The sequence below is a fragment of the Dyella ginsengisoli genome, from assembly GCF_044904665.1.
GTDB classification, from domain to species: domain Bacteria; phylum Pseudomonadota; class Gammaproteobacteria; order Xanthomonadales; family Rhodanobacteraceae; genus Dyella_A; species Dyella_A ginsengisoli.
Genome location: NZ_JADIKM010000002.1, coordinates 538529 through 558093 on the forward strand (window position 1 = coordinate 538529; position 19565 = coordinate 558093).

Genomic DNA, 19565 nt, shown 5'->3' on the forward strand with positions numbered 1-19565 from the left:
AACACTGCGACGCTGTAGCTGAGGATCATCGTGGCGCGTCCGCGAGTTGGACGTAATTCGCCGAACGGGCATCATTGCAGGGTTGCGCATGCCGCCGCACCCTCCGCGGATGGAAGTTAGCCTCAATGGATCCCATTCATGATTGACCGAGTACATCGCTCCCGGACCCTGCTGGTGACCGGTGGAGCCGGCTTTATCGGCGCCAACTTCGTCCTGCAGGCGGTCGCGGATGGCCTGACGGTTGTCAATCTCGACAAGCTCACGTACGCCGGCAATCTCGACACACTCGCATCCCTGCAGGGGAACCCCAGGCATGCTTTCGTTCAGGGAGATATCGGCGACCGCAGCCTGATCGCGCGCCTGCTGGCCGAGCACAAGCCCGATGCGATCGTGAATTTTGCCGCCGAGTCCCACGTCGATCGATCGATCGACGGCCCGGCTGCGTTCGTCGAGACCAACGTGGTCGGCACACTGGGCCTGCTCGAGTGCGCACGGGATTTCTGGCGGTCGCTGGAGGGCGCGGCGCGCGAGGGTTTCCGCTTTCTGCATGTCTCCACCGACGAGGTCTACGGCTCGCTGGGTGACGAGGGCAAGTTCACCGAGCAGACCGCCTATGCGCCCAACTCGCCCTACTCCGCCTCCAAGGCGGCTTCGGACCACTTGGTGCGCGCGTTCCATCACACCTACGGGCTGCCGGTACTCACCACCAACTGCTCGAACAACTACGGCCCCTATCAGTTCCCCGAAAAGCTGATTCCGCTGGTGATCCAGAAGGCGCTCGCCGGCGAGCCGCTGCCGATCTACGGCGACGGCCTGAACATCCGCGACTGGCTGTTCGTGAGCGATCACTGCAGCGCGATCCGCCGGGTGCTGGAAGCCGGCCGCATCGGTGAAACCTACAACGTGGGCGGCAATGCCGAGCGCACTAATCTCACCGTAGTCAAGACGATCTGCACGCTGCTGGATCAGCGCCGCCCGCTGGCGGACGGCCGCGCGCGCGAGTCACTGATGACCCACGTCAAGGACCGCCCCGGCCACGATCGCCGCTACGCCATCGATGCCAGCAAGCTGGAAAGCGAGCTCAGCTGGAAGCCTTCACAGACGTTCGAGAGCGGCATCGCCGCCACAGTCAACTGGTACCTCGAGCACCAGCCGTGGGTGCAGCGTGTGCTCGATGGCAGCTACCGCATGGAGCGCCTGGGATCATGAGTCAGGCCAGTACACCAAAGCGCAAGGGCATCATCCTGGCCGGCGGCTCCGGCACCCGGCTCTACCCAATCACCCAGGCGGTCAGCAAGCAGCTGCTGCCGGTGTACGACAAGCCGATGATCTACTACCCGCTGGCCACGCTGATGCTGGCCGGCATCCGCGACGTACTGATCATCAACACGCCGCACGAGCAGGCGTTGTTCCAGCGTCTGCTCGGCGACGGCTCGCAGTGGGGCCTGAACCTGCAATACGCCGTGCAGCCCTCGCCGGACGGTCTCGCACAGGCGTTCCTGATTGGCCGGGACTTCATCGACGGCGATCCGAGCTGTCTGGTGCTGGGCGACAACATTTTCTACGGCCACGGGCTGACCGAAAGCCTCCAGCGTGCAACAGCGCGCGAACATGGCGCCACCGTGTTCGGCTACTGGGTGAAGGATCCGGAGCGATACGGCGTAGCAGAGTTCGACGCTGCCGGTCGCGTGGTCGGGCTGGAGGAAAAGCCGTCCAAACCCAAGTCGCCCTACGCGGTCACCGGCCTGTATTTCTACGACGAACGCGTGTGCGACTACGCCGCCGCGCTCAAGCCTTCGCCGCGCGGCGAGCTGGAAATCACCGACCTCAACCGCTGCTATCTGGACGATGGCTCGCTGCATCTGGAACAGCTCGGCCGCGGCTTCGCGTGGCTCGACACCGGCACGCACGAATCGCTGATGGAAGCGGGCAACTACATCGAGACGATCGAGAACCGCCAGGGCCTCAAGGTGTGTTGTCCGGAAGAAATTGCCCACCTTCACGGCTGGATTGACGACGCCCAGCTGTTGAAGCTCGCCGAACCGCTGTCCAAGACCGGCTACGGCCAATACCTGCGCAAGCTGGTCGAAGAAGGGCATGCCCGATGAAGGTGATAGAGACTCGCTTGCCGGGCGCGGTGGTCATCGAACCGCAGGTGTTCGGCGACGCGCGCGGCTTCTTCTACGAGAGCTACAACGAGGCGAAGTACCGCGAGGCGGGCATCGACCGGTGTTTCGTGCAATCCAACGTCTCGCGCTCGGCGCGCGGCGTGCTGCGCGGCCTGCATTACCAGTGGCCGAATCCGCAGGGCAAGCTGGTGAGCGTGCTCGAGGGCGAGGTGTTCGACGTGGCCGTGGACATCCGCCGCGGCTCGCCCACCTTCGGTCAGTGGGCCTGCGTCATGCTCACGGCGGAGAACCACCGCCACTTCTGGGTCCCCGAAGGCTTCGCCCACGGCTTCTGCGTGCTCTCCGAATACGCGACCTTCATCTACCAGTGCACGGCGCTCTACGACGCCAGGGCGGATGCGGGAATCGCGTGGAACGATGCTGAGATCGGCATCGACTGGCCAGTGAGCGAGCCGCTGCTCTCGGGCAAGGATGACAAGGCCCCCCTGCTGCGCGACGTGCCTGCCGAGCGCCTTCCGGTACTGGGTGCATGAAGATCCTGTTGCTGGGCGCGAACGGCCAGCTTGGCCGCAGCTTTGTGGAAGACGGTCGCCTGGCTCTGTCAGGTGACCTGCACACGGCGAGCCGTGACGGCCAGCGCTTCGACGGCGTGTCCATCGATACCGCCGACCTGGCGGCGCCGGGCTCGCTCGAATCCCTGCTGGACGCGCGACGCCCCGACGTGATCGTCAACGCCGCGGCGTACACCGCCGTCGACCGCGCCGAGCAGGAGGAGGCATTGGCCACGCGCGTGAACGGCGAGGCGGTGGGAGTCATCGGCCGATGGTCCGCCGCGCACGACGCGCTGGTGATGCATTACTCGACAGACTACGTTTTCGACGGCGGCGCACGGTTGCCCTACCGCACCGACGATCCAACCGGCCCACTCGGTGCCTACGGACGAAGCAAGCTGGCCGGCGAACAGGCCCTGGCTGCCAGCGGAGCGAATCATCTGATTTTTCGCACGGCCTGGGTCTACGCCGCCCACGGCCACAATTTCATGCGCACGATGCTTCGCCTCGGCGGCGAGCGTGACGTGCTGAACGTGGTGGCGGATCAATTCGGCGCCCCCACCAGCACCGAGGTCATCGTCGAGGGCACGCTGGCCGCGCTCGCGGCGTGGAAGTCGGCCGACGTCGAGACGCGCGAGACCATGCGGGGCATCCATCATCTCGTCGCCAGCGGCACGACCACCTGGCACGGTTTCGCCGAGGCGATCTTCGAGGCCGCCCACCAGCGCGGACTGCTTGCGCGGGTGCCCACGGTCCGCGCGATCGGCACCGCCCAGTTCCCGACCCCGGCGCGACGGCCGGCCTGGTCGGTGCTGTCGAACGAGGACATGCTCACGCACTTCGGCTACGCGGCACCGGGGTGGCGAGCTGCGCTCGATCGCGTGATGGATCAGCTAGAGGGGGGCTGATCAGTTGTCATTGTGCCGCAGGCACCGCAGGGGCGCGGCAACGGGCAATGGGTGGCTCTGACTGCAAGATTTCGGCCAAACGATCCTCAAGCGCGGGTGGCGCGCGGCGTCTGTGCGCAAGTTCTAGCGTGGGAGGCTAGCCACTTACGCCCGGCTGCGTGAAAATGCCCAAATTCTCCCTTGGCGAGACGAACAGTCGTCGCCTACGGCGCACCATAAGGATCCGGACTTAATGTTGACCCCCCTCATTCTCAGCGGCGGAAGCGGTACGCGCCTGTGGCCGTTGTCCCGGCGCAACCTCCCGAAGCAGTTTCTTGCTCTCACTGGACAGAGCACGCTTTTTCAGCAGACCGTGGAACGCACCAGAGGCCTCACGGCGGTAGGCACACCAATCGTGGTGGCAAGTGAAGATCATCGCTTCCTTGCCGCAGAGCAGCTGCTCGAAGCGGGCGTATCGACCCCAACCATTCTGTTGGAGCCATGCGCGCGTAATACCGCTCCGGCCATTGCCCTGGGTGCCTTGCGTGCGCTCGAAGCCGACCGGAACGCGATCATTCTGGTCTTGCCTGCCGACCACCTCATCGGCGACACCGGCCAATTCGAGGAAGCTGTCGTGCAGGCGCTACCCATGGCCGAGAAAGGATGGTTGGTCACATTCGGCATCCGACCAGATCGCCCGGAAACCGGGTTCGGCTACATCCGTCGCGCCAAGGCATTACCCGAAGGCGGCTTTCAGGTGGAGCGCTTTGTGGAAAAGCCTGACCTAGCCACCGCCGAGGCCTACCTGGCCGATGGCGGCTACGACTGGAACTCAGGCATGTTCCTCTTCCGGGCCGCCCGCTATCTGGAGGAGCTGGAGTTGCATGCGCCAGGCATGCTGGTGGCTGTGCGCGCGGCATACGCTTCGGCGCGCCACGACCTCGACTTCATTCGGATTGATGCGCAGCTGTTTGCCGCCGTACCCGACAACTCGATCGACTACGCGGTGATGGAGAAGACCCATCGCGCTGCGGTGCTTCCTGTGAGCTGCGGCTGGAGCGATATTGGCTCGTGGTCGGCGCTATGGATGACCGGGGCAAAGGACGCCGATGGCAACGTGCGCGAAGGCGATACTCTGGCGGTAGACAGTCGCAACTGCTTGTTGCGTTCGCATGATCGGCACCTGATCGCCAGCGTGGGCGTGGATGATCTGATCGTGGTGAGCACTCCCGATGCAACCCTGGTTGCCCATCGCGATGCAGTCCAAGACGTAAAGAAAGTGGTGGATCAGCTCAAAGCATCTGGCCGCAGCGAGCACTCGCTGCACCGCATGGTGCTGCGCCCTTGGGGCAGCTACGACTCGCTGGAAGCGGCCGACCGCTTCCAGGTCAAGCGCATCGTGGTGAAGCCCGGCGCCAGCCTGAGCCTGCAGAAACACCACCACCGCGCCGAGCACTGGATCGTGGTATCAGGCACCGCCGAAGTGACCTGCGATGAGAAGGTATTTCTGCTCGGCGAGAACCAAAGCACCTACATCCCGCTGGGCAGCGTCCACCGCCTGCGCAACCCGGGAAAGGTACCGGTTGAGCTGATCGAGGTGCAGTCAGGAAGCTACCTCGGCGAGGATGACATCGTGCGCTTCGACGATGTCTACGGGCGCGCTTGAGTTTCGCCTGACGTTATCGCGGCTCTCCGAAAGAGGCTTCAGCCGCGGCTGACTTGATCAGCTCAAACCCAGAGCGTCGCGACTGAAGTAGCTCCCACAAGAGGCCATGGACTTGATGGCTATTTGTGGGAGGGGCTTCAGCCACGACGTTCTTGGCAGGCCGAGTCTATCCGGCTCCCTGCTGGATCAGCGCTTCCAGCTCGGCGGTCTTCTCACGCATCAGCGCCTGATCAACGCGCGATTCCACATTGAGCCGCAGCAGCGGCTCGGTGTTGGACGAGCGCAGGTTGAAGCGCCAGCGATCAAAGGTGGCGCTGACGCCGTCCACGTGCTCCACCTGCGGCTGCTGCGGCGCGTAGAAGCGAAGCACCCGCGCCACGGTGGCAGCTGCATCTGCGACCCGGAAGTTGATCTCGCCGCTACAAGGATACGCCTGCATGCGCTCCTCGAGCATCGTGGCCAGCGGGGTAACGGTAGAACCGATGCGCTCGGCGACCAGCAGCCATGGAATCATGCCCGAGTCGCAATACGCGAAATCGCGGAAGTAGTGGTGTGCGCTCATCTCGCCGCCGTACACCGCGTCCTCGCTGCGCATGCGCTCCTTGATGAAGGCGTGGCCCGTCTTGCTCTCGATCGCCACGCCGCCTGCCGCCTGCACCATGTCGATGGTGTTCCAGGTCAGGCGCGGGTCGTGGATGATCTTCGCGCCCGGATGTTTTTCCAGGATCTGCGCGGCGAGCAGTCCCACGATGTAGTAGCCCTCGATGAAGCGACCGGCCGCATCGAACAGGAAGCAGCGGTCGAAGTCGCCGTCCCAGGCGATGCCGAAGTCGGCTCCGTTCTCGATGACTGCACGGGCCGTCGCCTCGCGGTTCTCGGGCAGCAGGGGGTTCGGGATGCCGTGCGGGAAGCGGCCGTCTGGCTCGTGGTGGATGCGCACGAACTCGAACGGCAGGTGCGGTGCCAGCAGGTCGACCACGGACCCGGCGCCACCGTTGCCGGCATTGACCACGATCTTCAGCGGCCGCAATTTGGCCGTGTCGACATAGCCCAGCAGATGCGCGATGTAGGCCGACTTGTCGTGGTCGCGGGTGACCTTGCCCGCCGGCACCACGGGCGCGGCGAAAGCGTTCGCCTCGACCTTGCGCTCGATCTCGCGCAGGCCGGTGTCGCCGCTGATCGGCCGTGCGCCCTCGCGCACCAGCTTCATGCCGTTGTAGTCGATGGGGTTGTGGCTGGCGGTCACCATGATGCCGCCGGCCGCGCCGCGGTGGGCGGTCTGGAAGTAGACCTCCTCGGTGCCACACAGCCCGATGTCAATGACGTCGCAGCCGCCGTCGTTGAGACCGCGGCTGACCGCATCGGCCAGCGCTGGACTATCCAGCCGCACGTCGTAGCCGACGACCACGCTGCCGACACCGACCGTCTCGGCAAAGGCGCGGCCGATGCGGTAGGCGATGTCGGCATTCAACTCGTCCGGGAGGCGCCCACGGATGTCATAGGCCTTGAAGCACTTCATGCTGTTTTCGTTCCTTCGGTTTTTTTGCGGGTAATTAAGGTCGTCACCACTTATCAGCCTCGACGCGTATGCCGCACGTGCCGCCATACATAGAGCACGATGCCCAGCACGATCAGCACGCCGATCAGCGCATCGAAGCGGTGGAAATAGACGCCCAGCGTATTCCAGTGCTCGCCGAGCTTCAGCCCGATCCAGGCCAGCCCCCAGCACCAGATCAGCGAGCCGAGAAAGGTGTAGGCGGTGAAGCGCCACAGCGGCATGCGCGCCACGCCGGCGGGAAACGCGATAAAGGTGCGCACCACCGGCAGCAGCCGGCCGACGAAGATGGTGATGTCGCCGTGGCGCTGGAACCAGCGGTCGGCCAGGTCCAGATCGTGATGCGACACCAGCAGGTAACGACCGTAACGCTCGGCCAGCGGCCGACCGCCCCACGCGCCCACCGCATAGGCCAGCCAGGAGCCGAGCACACAACCCACGGCGCCCGCCAGGGCCACCAGCCACAGCACCAGTTCGCTCCGGGAAGCCAGATAACCCGAGAAGGGCATGATGATCTCCGACGGCAGCGGCACGCACGCGCTCTCGATCGCCATCAGCAACGCGATGCCGGCGTACTGCAGGTGCGAGATCACCCCGATGACGAAGCCGGCGAGTGCGGCGATCAGTTTTTCGATCACGGAGCGGGCCGGCCTATTCCACCGTCACCGACTTGGCGAGGTTGCGCGGCTGGTCGACGTCGGTGCCGCGCAGCACGGCCACGTGGTAGGCGAGCAGCTGCAGCGGGATGGTGAACACGGCCGGAGCGATGAACTCACCCACCGGATCGAGCCGCAGCGCCACGCCCTTGCCGGTTTCGGTATCCATGCCGGCGTCGCCGGCGGCGAACACGATCAGCTCGCCACCACGTGCCTTCACTTCCTGCAGGTTGGACTTGAGCTTGTCCAGCAGCGGACCGCTCGGGGCAACCGCCACCACCGGCATCTCCTCGTCGACCAGCGCCAGCGGACCGTGCTTGAGCTCGCCGGCCGGGTAGGCCTCGGCGTGGATGTAGGAGATTTCCTTGAGCTTGAGCGAGCCCTCCAGCGCCACCGGATACTGCGCGCCGCGACCGAGAAACAACGCATGCTGGCGATGGATGAAGCGCGTCGCCAGCTCGATCACCTGCGGCTCCAGCGCCAGCGCACGCTCGATGGCGCGCGGCAACGAAATCAGCTGCTGGCAGAGGTCGGCATGGCGTGCGGCATCCAGCCCGCGCTGCTGCGCGAGCTGCAGCGTGAGCAGGGCCAGCGCGGTCAGCTGGGTAGTGAATGCCTTGGTCGAAGCCACGCCGATCTCCGGACCGGCCCGGGTCATCAGCTTGAGGTCGGCCTCGCGCACCACCGAGGACTCCGGCACGTTGCAGATGGCCAGCGTGCCCAGATAACCGCGACGGCGCGATTCGCGCATCGCCGCCAACGTGTCGGCAGTCTCGCCGGACTGGGAAATGGCCACGAACAGCGTGTTCGCCGGTACCACCACGTCGCGGTAGCGGTATTCGCTGGCCACCTCGACGCTGACCGGCAAGCGCGCGAACTCCTCGATCCAGTAACGCGCCACCATGCCGGCGTGGTAGCTGGTGCCGCAGGCGACGATGTGGATGCCCTGCACTTTCGCCAGCAACTCGTCACCGCCCACGCCGAAGATGTTCGGCAGCACGCCGTGCGGGCCGATGCGCGACTCCAGCGTGTCGGCCACCGCGCGCGGCTGCTCGAAGATTTCCTTCTGCATGTAGTGGCGGTATTCGCCGCGTTCCACCGCATCGGTGGACAGCTCGCTCTCGTGCACCGCGCGCTCGACCGGTACGCCGGCGATGTCGAAGATCTGCACGCGCTCCCGGGTGATCTCGACGACGTCGTTCTCTTCCAGATAGATCATGCGGTTGGTGACCTGGATCAGCGCCTGGGCATCGGAGCCCAGGAAGTTCTCGCCGATGCCCACGCCTACCAGCAGGGGCGCGCCGCGGCGCGCCCCCACCACGTGGCCGGGCTCGTCGCGATTGATCACCGCGATGGCATAGGCGCCCTCCAGCTCGCGCACGACGGCGAGCACGGCGTCGCGCAGGCGACCGCCCTGCTTGAGACGCGCCTCGATCAGGGCGGCGATCACCTCGGTATCGGTCTCGGAGGTGAACACGTGCCCGGCCGCCTGCAGCGTGGAGCGCAGTCCGGCGTAATTTTCGATGATGCCGTTGTGCACCAGAGCCACGCGGCCGGCGACGTGCGGGTGAGCGTTCGCTTCGCTGGGCACGCCGTGCGTGGCCCAACGCGTATGCGCGATGCCCGTGCCGCCCGGCAGCGGATCGGCCAGGTACAGCGCCTCCATCTCGCGCACCTTGCCCTTGGCGCGCACGCGCTGGATGTCGCCGCCGTCGAGCACGGCCAGGCCGGCCGAGTCGTAGCCGCGATATTCCAGAGCCTTCAGGCCGGCGATCAGCAGGGGAGCCACGTCACGCTGGGCTGCTGCAGCAACGATTCCGCACATGTTCTGGTGTCCTTCTTGAGGGATCGGGCGCCACCACCCGCGATGCCGCGGCATGCTGGCAACCGATCATTCCAACGCCCTTTCATGGCGCCCTCGTGGCCCGAGGCGGGCCAGCGGCGGGCCGCCTCGCTCAGGGCACGCGTCGGCGCAGGTAATTCAGCAGATCGATCCGCGTGATCAGGCCCATGAAGTGTTCGCCATCCATCACGATCGCCACCAGGCCGCGTTCGAATACCGGCAGCAGCGCCTCGATGGGCGAGCGCATGTCGATCTTCTGCAGCGTGGTGATCATCGCGGTGGACACCGCCTCGCGGAATCGCGACTGGTCCGCGTGCACGTGCATCAGCACGTCGGACTCGTCGAGGATGCCCACCAGCTGCTGGCCGTCCATCACCGGCAGCTGGGAGACGTCGTACAGTTTCATGCGTGTGTAAGCCGTCATCAGCAGCTCGTTCGGCCCCACCACAATGGTGTCGCGCTGGGCGAACGGGCGCAGCAGCAAATCGCGCAGGTCGCCATGCTGCTCGCGCTCGAGGAAGCCGTTGTCGAGCATCCAGTAGTCGTTGTACATCTTCGACAGGTACTTGTTGCCGGTGTCGCACACGATCGACACCACCCGCTTGGGCGCGGTCTGCTCGCGGCAATACTTGAGTGCCGCGGCAAGCAGCGTGCCCGCGGACGAGCCACCCAGCACGCCCTCCTTGGCCAGCAACTCGCGGCCGGCCAGGAAGCTCTCCTTGTCGGAGATCGCGTAGGCCTTCTTCACCCGCGAGAAATCGCTGATGACGGGCAGGAAATCCTCGCCGATACCCTCGACCATCCAGCTCCCGGACTTGGTCGAGAGCACGCCCTCGTTGATGTACTGGGCGAGGATGGAACCCACCGGATCGGCCAGGATCAGCTCGGTCTGCGGCGAATGCTCGGCAAAGTAGCGCGACAGCCCGGTCATGGTGCCGGACGAGCCGCAGCCGAACACGATGGCGTCGACGCGACCGTCCATCTGCTCGAGAATCTCCGGGCCCGTGGTCTCGTAGTGCGCGCGCGGGTTGTCGGGGTTGCCGAACTGGTTGATGAAGTAGGCGCCGGGCGTTTCGCGGGCGATCCGCTCGGCCATGTCTTGGTAGTACTCGGGATGGCCCTTGGCCACGTCCGAGCGCGTGAGCACCACCTCTGCGCCCATCGCCTTGAGATTGAAGATCTTCTCGCGGCTCATCTTGTCCGGCACCACCAGGGTGAGCTTGTAGCCCTTCTGCTGGGCGACCAGCGCCAGGCCGATGCCGGTGTTGCCGGCGGTGCCCTCCACCAGCGTGGCGCCCGGTCGGATCTTGCCGGCTTTTTCGGCGCCTTCGATCATCGACAGGCCGATGCGGTCCTTGATCGATCCCCCGGGGTTGGCGCTCTCCAGCTTGAGGAACAGCTCGCACTCCCCTGCGTCCAGGCGGTTGGCCCGCACCATGGGCGTGTGGCCGATCAGATCGAGGACGCTCTGGTGAACCGACATGGAAACTCCGTTGGGCAGGAAAGAGGCAACCGGGCGCGCGAACCGGCGCCGGCGGGCGGCCATGATAACCGAGCGGTACGGCCGCCCGGATTGAGCCGGCTCAAACGGAAGCGGCCCGGCTTTCGTCAGGAAAGCCGGGCCGCGGATGTGGCGAACGGAGTCGAATCTGGCAGGGTGAATCAGTGTCGTCGCTGCATCTTCGCGTCCCAGATGCGCTGCAGTCGATCCTTGGCGTAGAGCTTCTCGCGTTTCATGACCGAGAGCTTGGCCTCGGGGATCGGGAGTACGCCGATATCGGCGTCATGCACTTTGCTGTCGAGTTCGCGGTGACGCTGGTAAAGGCGGCGGAACTCCGCATCGGCCTTCAGCAATGCCTCGACATCATCACGCTGCTGGTTTTCGAACATGAGCGACCTCCTCGCAGGACAAGCGGGCGCGTGACCGGTGCGCCCGTGGCGGTGTGACGCGTGCGCATCATCCCCGCGCCGAGAACGGTCGGCGCGGCAACGACTGAGCTTCGGAAGGATGAGCGCATGCTTCAGGTCAGTGATCCACGCGGCGCAGATGCCACGCGGATGACCGACGCTACTCCGGCCAACCGGGCCTCGCAAGCGCAGCCCGTGGCATGCCTGATGCAATCAAGGCGCAGGACAAAAGCCTGTCAAAACAGCTTGTTGCCCGGGGAGCACCGGCACGCGATGCGTGCCGGCCAACATCGTCCCGAAAGGCCGGATCGGCTCAGGGCTTGCCTTTCTTGGGCGGCTTGGAAGCCGGCTTGGAAACCGTGTCGCCGTCCTGCATCTGCGAGCGCAAGGCGCGCGCCGCCTGGGCAGCCAGGGCCGCTTCGCGCTTGGCCGCGTTGGCCACCCGGCTCTGCGCCGCGGCAAGCTTGCGGGCGCGTTCAGCCTCGGCCCTGGCCTGCTCCGCCGCCTGGTTGGCCTCCATTCCCTGCTGCTGCAGGCGGGCCGCTTCTTCCTGGGCCAGTTGGTACTGCAAGCGCTGCCGCTCCAGCTCGAGCCTCGACGCCTCGGCGTCGCGGCGGGCCGATTCGAGCATGATCTGGTCGTGTTCGCGGTCGAGCTGGGCCAGCTTGGCCTGCGCGTCCTGCAGCTGCGCCGCGGCGCGTGCGAGGTCGACGCGGCGCTCGGCCAGATACAGCGCATGCGGCCGTTCCTTCGAGCGCGCCTGCGCGAGCTGGGCCAGCGCGTCGCGCGCGCGCGCCTGCTCGGCCTGCGCGTAGTGGCCCAGCACCGGGTCGTTCGCGAGCTGGTCGAGACTGCCGTTGAGACGGCTGACGTCGATGTCGTCGCTGGCCGCACGGCCAACGCTGCTGCCGAGCGCGAACACCGCGCCGGCGAACAGAATCGTCAAACGCTTCATGGCTGGGCTCCCTGATGGGTATCGGTGGGAGGGGCGCCGTCCTGCGGCACCGTCTGGAAGCCGCCGGCACCCGGCAATGGCGCCTGCAGTACCGAGGACGAAGGCGCCGGCATGTCGCCCGTGGGGGCCGCCGCCGGCAGGCCGGTGGGCATCGAAGATGGCTGGCCGGAAAGCTCCGGATGCGCCTGCTCCATCCGCTCGCGCAGACGGCTGTTTTCATCCACCTTGGATTGGATCTTGGCGCGCGCCGCCCCGAGGCGTGCCTTGGCCAGGGCCAGCTCGGCATCGGAACGCGCCTCGTCGGCGAGATTGGCCGCGTCTTCGTACTTGCGACTGGCCATGGCCGCCTGCGCCTGCTGGAACTTGTTCTGCGCAAAACCCAGGTCCACCGGCGCATAATCGGCCGCGTCGGCGTCGCGGGCAGCCTGCAACTGGATCTGCGCCATGTTCATGGCGCCATCGGGCGGGGGGACGCTGGCACAGCCACCGAGTGCCAGCAGGGCGCACAGGGTCAAGCCCTGCATGCTCCTGCCGATACTTCCGGGGCGTGCAGCAGGCCGGGAAAAGCTGTGCACCATCACTCAGTACCTCGTAGTGTTGCGGCGTATTGTCGGTGGGCATAATCGCCCAATGCAATGTAGTTGAATTCAGGGGACTTCAGGTGGATATCGGTTACTTCCTCAAGCTGATGGTGGACAAGGGCGCGTCGGACATGTTCCTGACGACCGGTGCCCCGGTGAACATCAAGGTCGAGGGCAAGCTCTATCCGCTCGGCAACACCGGCCTGCCGGGTGGCATGGTCAAGAAGATCGCCTATTCGCTCATGGACGAGGGCCAGGTGCCGCAGTTCGAGCGCGACCTCGAACTGAACATGGCGCTGGCGGTGAAGGAAGCCGGGCGGTTCCGCATCAACGTGTTCAAGCAGCGCGGCGAAGTGGGCATGGTGATCCGCGCGATCAAGAGCGACATCCCCAACGTCGAGCAGCTGCAGCTGCCGAGCATCTTCCGCGACCTGATCATGGAGCAGCGCGGGCTGATCCTGGTGGTGGGCGCGACCGGCTCGGGCAAGTCGACCACGCTGGCGGCGATGATCGACCATCGCAACGCCCATTCGCCCGGCCATATCCTCACCATCGAGGATCCGATCGAGTTCCTGCACCGGCACAAGAAGTCGATCGTGAACCAGCGCGAGGTGGGCCTGGATACGCACAGCTATCACGAGGCGCTGAAGAACGCGATGCGCGAGGCGCCGGACGTGATCATGATCGGCGAGATCCGCGACACCGACACGATGGAGGCGGCGATCTCCTTCTCCGAGACCGGCCACCTCTGCCTGGCCACGCTGCACTCCAACAACGCCGACCAGACGCTGGAGCGCATTCTCAACTTCTTCCCCGAGTCGGCGCACAAGAACGTGCTGATGAACCTGGCGCTCAACCTGCGCGCCGTGATCAGCCAGCGCCTGGTGATCGGCAAGGACGGGCGCCGCCTGCCCGCGGTGGAAGTACTGCTGAACACCCCGCTGATTCGCGACATGATCCGCCGCGGCCAGATCCACGAGGTGAAGGAAGCGATGGATCGCAGCCTGCAGGAAGGCATGCGCACCTTCGATCAGTCGCTCTACAAGCTCTACCGCGAGGGTCGCATCGAGCTGGAAGAGGCGCTGGCCAAGGCCGATTCGCGCGACGGCCTGGCGCTGAAGATCCGCCTGTCCGAAGGCGGCGGCGCCAGCGCGGACAACGAACTGGCCGGCAACGATCCGTACGGGCTGGGCTTTTGATTCGTTGTTCTCTGTGGGAGGGGCTTTAGCCCCGATGACCCGGTCGGCTCAGTCCGGAAGCGTCGCGGCTGAGGCTACTCCCACATTCGCCCTGCGCCTGGCCCTCTGCAGGAGGGGCTTCAGCCCCGACAGGTCGATATTCGCCTCATCCCGCGACCGGCGCGTCCGGCTGCAGCTCCGGCACTGCGGTGCGGAACGCCTCAAGCTCGGTGCACGCCGCATGGATACGCTGCACGTTGGGATACGGGTCCAGCGGCAGCTGCCAGCGAAGCGCGTTGTATACCTGCGGCACCAGACAGATATCCGCAAGCCCGGGCGTGTCGCCATGGCAGAACGCGCCGGTGGCGACGTTGTCGGCCAGCAGGGTCTCGATCGCGGCAAACCCCTGCGCCATCCAGTGCCGCACCCACTCGGCCCGCTGCGCCTCGGTGGCACCGAACTGGCGCTCCAGCTGCTGCAACACGCGCAGATTGCCCAGCGGATGGATGTCGCAGGCGATGGTCAGCGCCAGCGCGCGCACCCGTGCGCGACCGCGTGGATCGACCGGCAGCAAAGGTGGCTCCGGATACGTCTCGTCCAGATATTCGGCGATGGCCAGCGACTGGGTGAACACGCGCTCGCCGTCCAGCAGTGCCGGCACCAGCTCCTGCGGATTGAGCACGCGAAAGGCCGCGCCGTGCTGCTCACCGCCGTCGCGCAGCAGATGGACGGGCCGGTTTTCCCAGGTGAGGCCTTTGAGTTCGAGCGCTATGCGTACGCGATACGCCGCAGTGGAGCGCCAGTAGCCGTACAGGGCGAGGTCCGAAGCCATGCGTGCATCCTCCGCAGAAAGGGGGTGGAACCGGCGCCAAGCATACCCGCGAGCGGGTTTGCATCGTCGCAAGGCGGCCGCGACAATGCAGGGCCGCGGTGCGGCGAGCCGGTCTCGCCGGCCATCGTGTCAATCATGATCACATCACACGATCACACCAGGAGTCCTGCCGTGTCCTTTCTCCGCATGAGCGACCTCGATCTGCGCGGCAAGCGCGTGCTGATCCGCGAAGACCTCAACGTGCCGATCGAGGGCGGCCGCATTACCTCCACCCAGCGGCTGGACGCCTCGCTGCCTACCATCAAGGCTGCGCGCGATGCCGGCGCCAGGGTGATGGTGCTCTCGCACCTGGGCCGTCCGAAGGAAGGTCAGTTCGACGAGGAATCGTCGCTGGCGCCGGTCGCCGCCTGGCTGGGCGACAAGCTCGGCAAGCCGGTGCGGCTGGTGCGCGACTACCTCGGCGGCGTCGAGGTGGCCGACGGCGAGGTAGTGGTGCTGGAAAACTGCCGCATGAACGTCGGCGAAGGCAAGGACGACGAGGCACTGTCGAAGCAGTACGCCGCCCTGTGCGACATCTTCGTCATGGACGCCTTCGGTACCGCGCACCGCGCGCAGGCCTCCACCCACGGCGTGATCCGTTTCGCCAAGGTGGCCGCCGCCGGTCCGCTGCTGGCGGCCGAGCTCGACGCACTGGGCAAGGCGCTGGAGCACCCGGCCAAGCCGCTGCTGGCGATCGTCGCCGGCTCCAAGGTCTCCACCAAGCTCACCCTGCTGGAGAACCTGATCGGCAAGGTCGATCAGCTGATCGTCGGCGGCGGCATCGCCAACACCTTCATCGCGGCTGCCGGGCACAACGTGGGCAACTCGCTGTACGAGCGCGACCTGCTCGACGCAGCCAAGAAGGTGCTGGCCGACGCCAAGCGCCGCGGCGCCGAGGTGCCGATGCCGGTGGACGTGGTGGTAGCGCCGGAGTTCTCCGCGCACGCCCCGGCCACGGTGAAGCCGGTGGACCAGGTCAAGGACGGCGAGATGATCCTCGACATCGGGCCGGAGACGGCCAAACGCTACGCCGAGCTGATCGCCAAGGCCGGCACCGTGGTGTGGAACGGCCCGGTCGGCGTGTTCGAGTTCGACGCATTCGGCAAGGGTACCGAGACGCTGGCCCGCGCCATCGCCGCTTCCAAGGCGTTCTCCATCGCCGGCGGCGGCGACACGCTGGCGGCCGTGGAGAAGTACGGCATCGAGCAGGACGTGTCCTACATCTCCACCGGCGGCGGCGCGTTCCTGGAGTTCCTGGAAGGCAAGGAGCTGCCGGCGGTAGCGGCGCTTAAGGCGCGCGCGCGCTCCTGAAATTTCGTGGGAGCGCATGCGATGCGGGGCGTGTGTACATGACGCTCCAGCCCGTCGCGAACACGGAGTGCGCTCCCGCAAAAGCCACTCACCTTGGCGCCGCACCCTGCAGCAGGATGCGGCGCACGGCGGTGATGACGCGCTCCACATCGTCGTCGGACAACCCCGGCGACAGCGGCAGGCTGACGGTTTGCCGACCCAGCCGCATCGCGTTCGGCCACTGCTCGGAGTGCCAGCCGTAGCGCTGCTGGTAGTAAGGGTGCTCGGGCACGGACAGGTAGTGCACGCCGGTGCCGATGCGTGCGGCGTTCATGGCATCCAGAAAAGCGTCGCGCGTCATGCCGCAGCGCTCCTCGTCGATCATCACCGTGTACAGATGCAGGCCGTGGCGGGTGTCGGCCTCGGGCGTCGCCGGCAGATCAATGGGCAGATCGGCGAAGGCCTCGTCGTAGCGCTTCCAGATCGCCTGGCGCCGCTGCCAGTGGTCTTCCACCTTGGCCAGCTGAGGCAGGCCGATGGCCGCCTGCAAATCCATCATGTTGTACTTGAAGCCACACTCGAGCACCTGGTAGTGCTTGTAGCCCGCGTCGCCGAAGCGGTGCCAGGCGTCCTTGCTCATGCCGTGCAGCGCGAGCATCCGCGCCCGCGCGATACGCCCTGCATCACCGCCGAGAATCATGCCGCCCTCGCCGGTCACCACGTTTTTGGTGACGTAGAAGCTGAAGCAGCCGAAGTCGCCGAACGTACCGGCCGGCTGGCCGCGGAACGTGGTTTCGATGGCGTGCGCGCAGTCCTCGATCACCACCAGCTCATGCTTTTGCGCGATCGCCATGATGCGATCCATCGCGCACGGATGCCCGGCGAAGTGCACCGGCAGGATCGCCCGCGTGCGTGGCGTGATCGCCGCCTCGATCGCGTCCGGATCGATGTTCTGCGTGCGCGGGTCGACATCGGCCAGCACCGGTGTGAGCCCGGCGTGCTCGATGGCGTTGACGGTGGCGCAGAACGTCAGCGGGGTAGTGATCACCTCGGCGCCGGGCTCCAGCCCCGCCGCCACCATGCTTACGTGCAACGCGGCGGTGCAGGAGTTCACTGCCGCCACCTGGTCGGCTCGTGTCTGTTTGTAGGCTGCGAACGCCTGCTCGAAGCGCGCGACCCTTGGTCCGGTACCCAGCCAGCCCGAACGCATGCAGGCCGTGACCTCGGCGATCTCCTCCTCGCCGATGCTCGGTGCGCCAAAGACAATGAATCGGTCGTGCTCGGCCATGCGGGCGTCCTGATGAAAGCGATCGGGCCGCTTGCGCGGCCCGATCGAGAACGAGGTCAGTGGCTTCAGCCCACCACGCGCTTGACCGCATCCACCACGTGGCTGACGGTGAAGCCGAAGTACTCGAACAGCTGCGGCGCCGGCGCCGAGGCGCCGAAGGTGGTCATGCCGATCACCTCGCCGTCGAGGCCCACGTACTTGCGCCAGAAGTCGGCCGTGGCCGCTTCCACCGCCACGCGCGCGCGGCACCAGCCCGGCAGCACTGCTTCGCGGTAGGCCTGCGGCTGGGCGTCGAACGCTTCGGTGCACGGCATCGACACTACGCGCACCGCCACGCCCTGCTGGGCCAGCGTGCGCATCGCCTCCATCGCCAGCTCCACCTCCGAACCGGTGGCGATCAGGATCGCTTGGAACTTGGTATCCGCCGGATCGGACAGCACGTAGCCGCCGCGCATGATGTCCGCCACCTGCTCGGCCGTGCGGTGCTGGTGCTTGAGGTTCTGGCGCGAGAACACCAGGCAGGCGGGGTGACCCTTGCGCTCGATCGCCGCCTTCCACGACGCCGCCGATTCCACCGCATCACACGGGCGCCACACCTGGTTGTTCGGGATGTAGCGCAGTGACGCGAGGTGCTCGACGGGCTGGTGGGTCGGGCCGTCCTCGCCCAGGCCGATCGAATCGTGGGTGTAGACGTGGATGGCATGCGCCGGGATCAACGCACTCATGCGTACCGCGTTGCGAGCGTAGTCGGAGAACACCAGGAAGGTGGCGTCGTACGGGATGAAGCCGCCGTGCAGCGCCAGGCCGTTGGCGATCGCGGTCATGCCGAACTCGCGCACGCCGTAGTAGACGTAGTTGCCCTTGCCGCCGGCGCTGTCGCCGTTGCCCGCGTCCAGGCTGCCCTTCCACTTGGTGAGGTTGGAGCCGGCCAGGTCGGCCGAGCCGCCGATCAGTTCCGGCAGCAGCGGGCCGAACGCGTCCAGCGTCATCTGCGACGCCTTGCGCGAAGCCACTTCCGGGCCTTCCAGCTGCAGCTTGTCGATGTATGCCTGCGACTTCTCCGCCCAGTCGGCCGGCAGTTCGCCGCTGAAGCGGCGCTGGAACTCGGCAGCCAGCTCCGGATAGGCCTTGGCGTACGCCGCGAAGGCGTCCTTCCAGGCCTGCTCGATGGCCGCGCCCTTGGCCTTGTGGTCCCAGCCGGCGTAGATCTCGGCGGGGATCTCGAACGGGGCATGACGCCAGTCGAGCGCGTCGCGCGCACCGGCGATCTCGTCCTTGCCCAGCGGCGCGCCGTGGCTCTCTTCCTTGCCCTGCTTGTGCGGGGCGCCGAAGCCGATGATGGTCTTGCAGCAGATCAGCGTGGGCTTGGCGGACTGCGCGGTGGCCTGCGTAATGGCCGCCTTGATCGCCTCGGCGTCGTGGCCGTCGACGTGACGGATCACGTTCCAGCCGTAGGCCTCGAAGCGCGCCGGGGTGTCGTCGGTGAACCAGCCGTGCACCTCGCCGTCGATGGAGATGCCGTTGTCGTCGTAGATCGCCACCAGCTTGCCCAGACCCCAGGTGCCGGCCAGCGAGGCGACTTCGTGCGAGATGCCTTCCATCAGGCAGCCGTCGCCAAGGAACACGTAAGTGTGGTGGTCGACCACGGCATGGCCGGGGCGGTTGAAATGCGCAGCAAGCACCTTTTCCGCCAGCGCCATGCCCACGGCATTAGCCAGGCCCTGACCCAGCGGGCCGGTGGTGGTCTCGACCCCGGGCGTCTCGCTGGCTTCCGGATGACCGGCGGTCTTGGAATGCAGCTGGCGGAAGCGCTTCAGCTGGTCCATCGGCAGGTCGAACCCGGTCAGGTGCAGCAGTGCGTACTGCAGCATCGAGCCGTGGCCGTTGGAGAGCACGAAGCGGTCGCGGTTGGCCCACTTCGGGTTGGTCGGGTTGAAGCGCAGGAAATCGTTCCACAGCACTTCGGCGATGTCCGCCATGCCCATCGGCATGCCCGGATGGCCGGACTTGGCCGCCTCCACGGCGTCCATGGCAAGGGCGCGCACGGCGTTGGCGAGTTCGCGGCGGGTGGTCATCGGCGTCTCCGGAGGGTGCGTAAAAATGACTATTGTCGCCGATTCCCGGGAGGTGCGTGCGCCGGCGCCGTGAAAGTCACGCATCGCACTTCGTTTGCAGCAGCGCGCTCGCACCCGCGTAGAGCCGGCACG

17 protein-coding genes are annotated in these 19565 nt (G+C 66.3%); 7 read left to right on the top strand and 10 right to left on the bottom strand.

The genetic code is table 11. The features are described 5' to 3' along the window. The first annotated feature begins 138 nt into the window (after window positions 1–138). The 5 genes from rfbB (at window position 139) to ISP17_RS09340 (ending at window position 5233) form a co-directional block, all read left to right on the top strand. A complete protein-coding gene (rfbB, locus tag ISP17_RS09320) occupies window positions 139–1209 on the top strand; it encodes a dTDP-glucose 4,6-dehydratase (RefSeq protein WP_404632375.1) in 1071 nt (356 codons plus the stop codon). Beyond that, window positions 1206–2108 (top strand): glucose-1-phosphate thymidylyltransferase RfbA, encoded by a 903-nt coding sequence (rfbA, locus tag ISP17_RS09325; RefSeq protein ID WP_404632377.1) that lies wholly within the window; start codon window positions 1206–1208, stop codon window positions 2106–2108. Before rfbB ends, rfbA begins: the two co-directional genes overlap by 4 nt. Beyond that, a complete protein-coding gene (gene rfbC / locus ISP17_RS09330; protein ID WP_404632379.1) occupies window positions 2105–2662 on the top strand; it encodes a dTDP-4-dehydrorhamnose 3,5-epimerase in 558 nt (185 codons plus the stop codon). Before rfbA ends, rfbC begins: the two co-directional genes overlap by 4 nt. Continuing rightward, complete coding sequence (gene rfbD / locus ISP17_RS09335) at window positions 2659–3588, top strand: dTDP-4-dehydrorhamnose reductase (RefSeq protein ID WP_404632381.1); 930 nt, start codon at window positions 2659–2661, stop codon at window positions 3586–3588. Before rfbC ends, rfbD begins: the two co-directional genes overlap by 4 nt. A 232-nt stretch (window positions 3589–3820) precedes the next feature. Continuing rightward, complete coding sequence (locus ISP17_RS09340; RefSeq protein WP_404632383.1) at window positions 3821–5233, top strand: mannose-1-phosphate guanylyltransferase/mannose-6-phosphate isomerase; 1413 nt, start codon at window positions 3821–3823, stop codon at window positions 5231–5233. Window positions 5234–5399: 166 nt separating this feature from the next. Here ISP17_RS09340 and ISP17_RS09345 read toward each other — a convergent pair whose 3' ends face one another. The 7 genes from ISP17_RS09345 to ISP17_RS09375 form a co-directional block, all read right to left on the bottom strand. After that, a complete protein-coding gene (locus tag ISP17_RS09345; protein WP_404632385.1) occupies window positions 5400–6752 on the bottom strand; it encodes a phosphohexomutase domain-containing protein in 1353 nt (450 codons plus the stop codon). Between the two features lie 53 nt (window positions 6753–6805). Further along, window positions 6806–7426 carry a DedA family protein gene (locus ISP17_RS09350; protein ID WP_404632387.1) on the bottom strand — a complete coding sequence of 207 codons (621 nt, stop codon included), beginning with the start codon at window positions 7424–7426 and terminating at the stop codon, window positions 6806–6808. Between the two features lie 13 nt (window positions 7427–7439). Then, window positions 7440–9269 carry a glutamine--fructose-6-phosphate transaminase (isomerizing) gene (gene glmS / locus ISP17_RS09355; RefSeq protein ID WP_404632388.1) on the bottom strand — a complete coding sequence of 610 codons (1830 nt, stop codon included), beginning with the start codon at window positions 9267–9269 and terminating at the stop codon, window positions 7440–7442. Window positions 9270–9399: 130 nt separating this feature from the next. Then, entirely contained in the window at window positions 9400–10770 is a 1371-nt protein-coding gene (locus ISP17_RS09360; protein ID WP_404632390.1) for a pyridoxal-phosphate dependent enzyme, read from the bottom strand. 179 nt (window positions 10771–10949) lie between these two features. After that, complete coding sequence (locus ISP17_RS09365; RefSeq protein ID WP_404632392.1) at window positions 10950–11177, bottom strand: YdcH family protein; 228 nt, start codon at window positions 11175–11177, stop codon at window positions 10950–10952. 331 nt (window positions 11178–11508) lie between these two features. Beyond that, entirely contained in the window at window positions 11509–12150 is a 642-nt protein-coding gene (locus tag ISP17_RS09370; protein ID WP_404632394.1) for a hypothetical protein, read from the bottom strand. Beyond that, entirely contained in the window at window positions 12147–12674 is a 528-nt protein-coding gene (locus ISP17_RS09375; RefSeq protein ID WP_404632396.1) for a DUF4398 domain-containing protein, read from the bottom strand. Before ISP17_RS09375 ends, ISP17_RS09370 begins: the two co-directional genes overlap by 4 nt. Before the next feature lie 137 nt (window positions 12675–12811). On the opposite strand from ISP17_RS09375, the gene ISP17_RS09380 reads away from it, so the two are divergent. Next, a complete protein-coding gene (locus ISP17_RS09380; RefSeq protein WP_404632398.1) occupies window positions 12812–13930 on the top strand; it encodes a PilT/PilU family type 4a pilus ATPase in 1119 nt (372 codons plus the stop codon). 145 nt (window positions 13931–14075) lie between these two features. Here the strand turns inward: ISP17_RS09380 and maiA are convergent, their stop codons facing one another. Further along, complete coding sequence (maiA, locus tag ISP17_RS09385) at window positions 14076–14741, bottom strand: maleylacetoacetate isomerase (RefSeq protein WP_404632400.1); 666 nt, start codon at window positions 14739–14741, stop codon at window positions 14076–14078. Window positions 14742–14912: 171 nt separating this feature from the next. Here maiA and ISP17_RS09390 point away from each other — a divergent pair, with 171 nt between their 5' ends. Beyond that, window positions 14913–16091: a phosphoglycerate kinase gene (locus ISP17_RS09390; RefSeq protein ID WP_404632402.1), complete on the top strand. Its 1179-nt coding sequence runs from the start codon at window positions 14913–14915 to the stop codon at window positions 16089–16091. 88 nt (window positions 16092–16179) lie between these two features. On the opposite strand, the gene ISP17_RS09395 is transcribed toward ISP17_RS09390, so the two are convergent. Then, a complete protein-coding gene (locus ISP17_RS09395) occupies window positions 16180–17358 on the bottom strand; it encodes a DegT/DnrJ/EryC1/StrS family aminotransferase (RefSeq protein ID WP_404632404.1) in 1179 nt (392 codons plus the stop codon). Between the two features lie 65 nt (window positions 17359–17423). Continuing rightward, window positions 17424–19433: a transketolase gene (gene tkt, locus ISP17_RS09400; RefSeq protein WP_404632406.1), complete on the bottom strand. Its 2010-nt coding sequence runs from the start codon at window positions 19431–19433 to the stop codon at window positions 17424–17426. Window positions 19434–19565 lie beyond the last annotated feature (132 nt).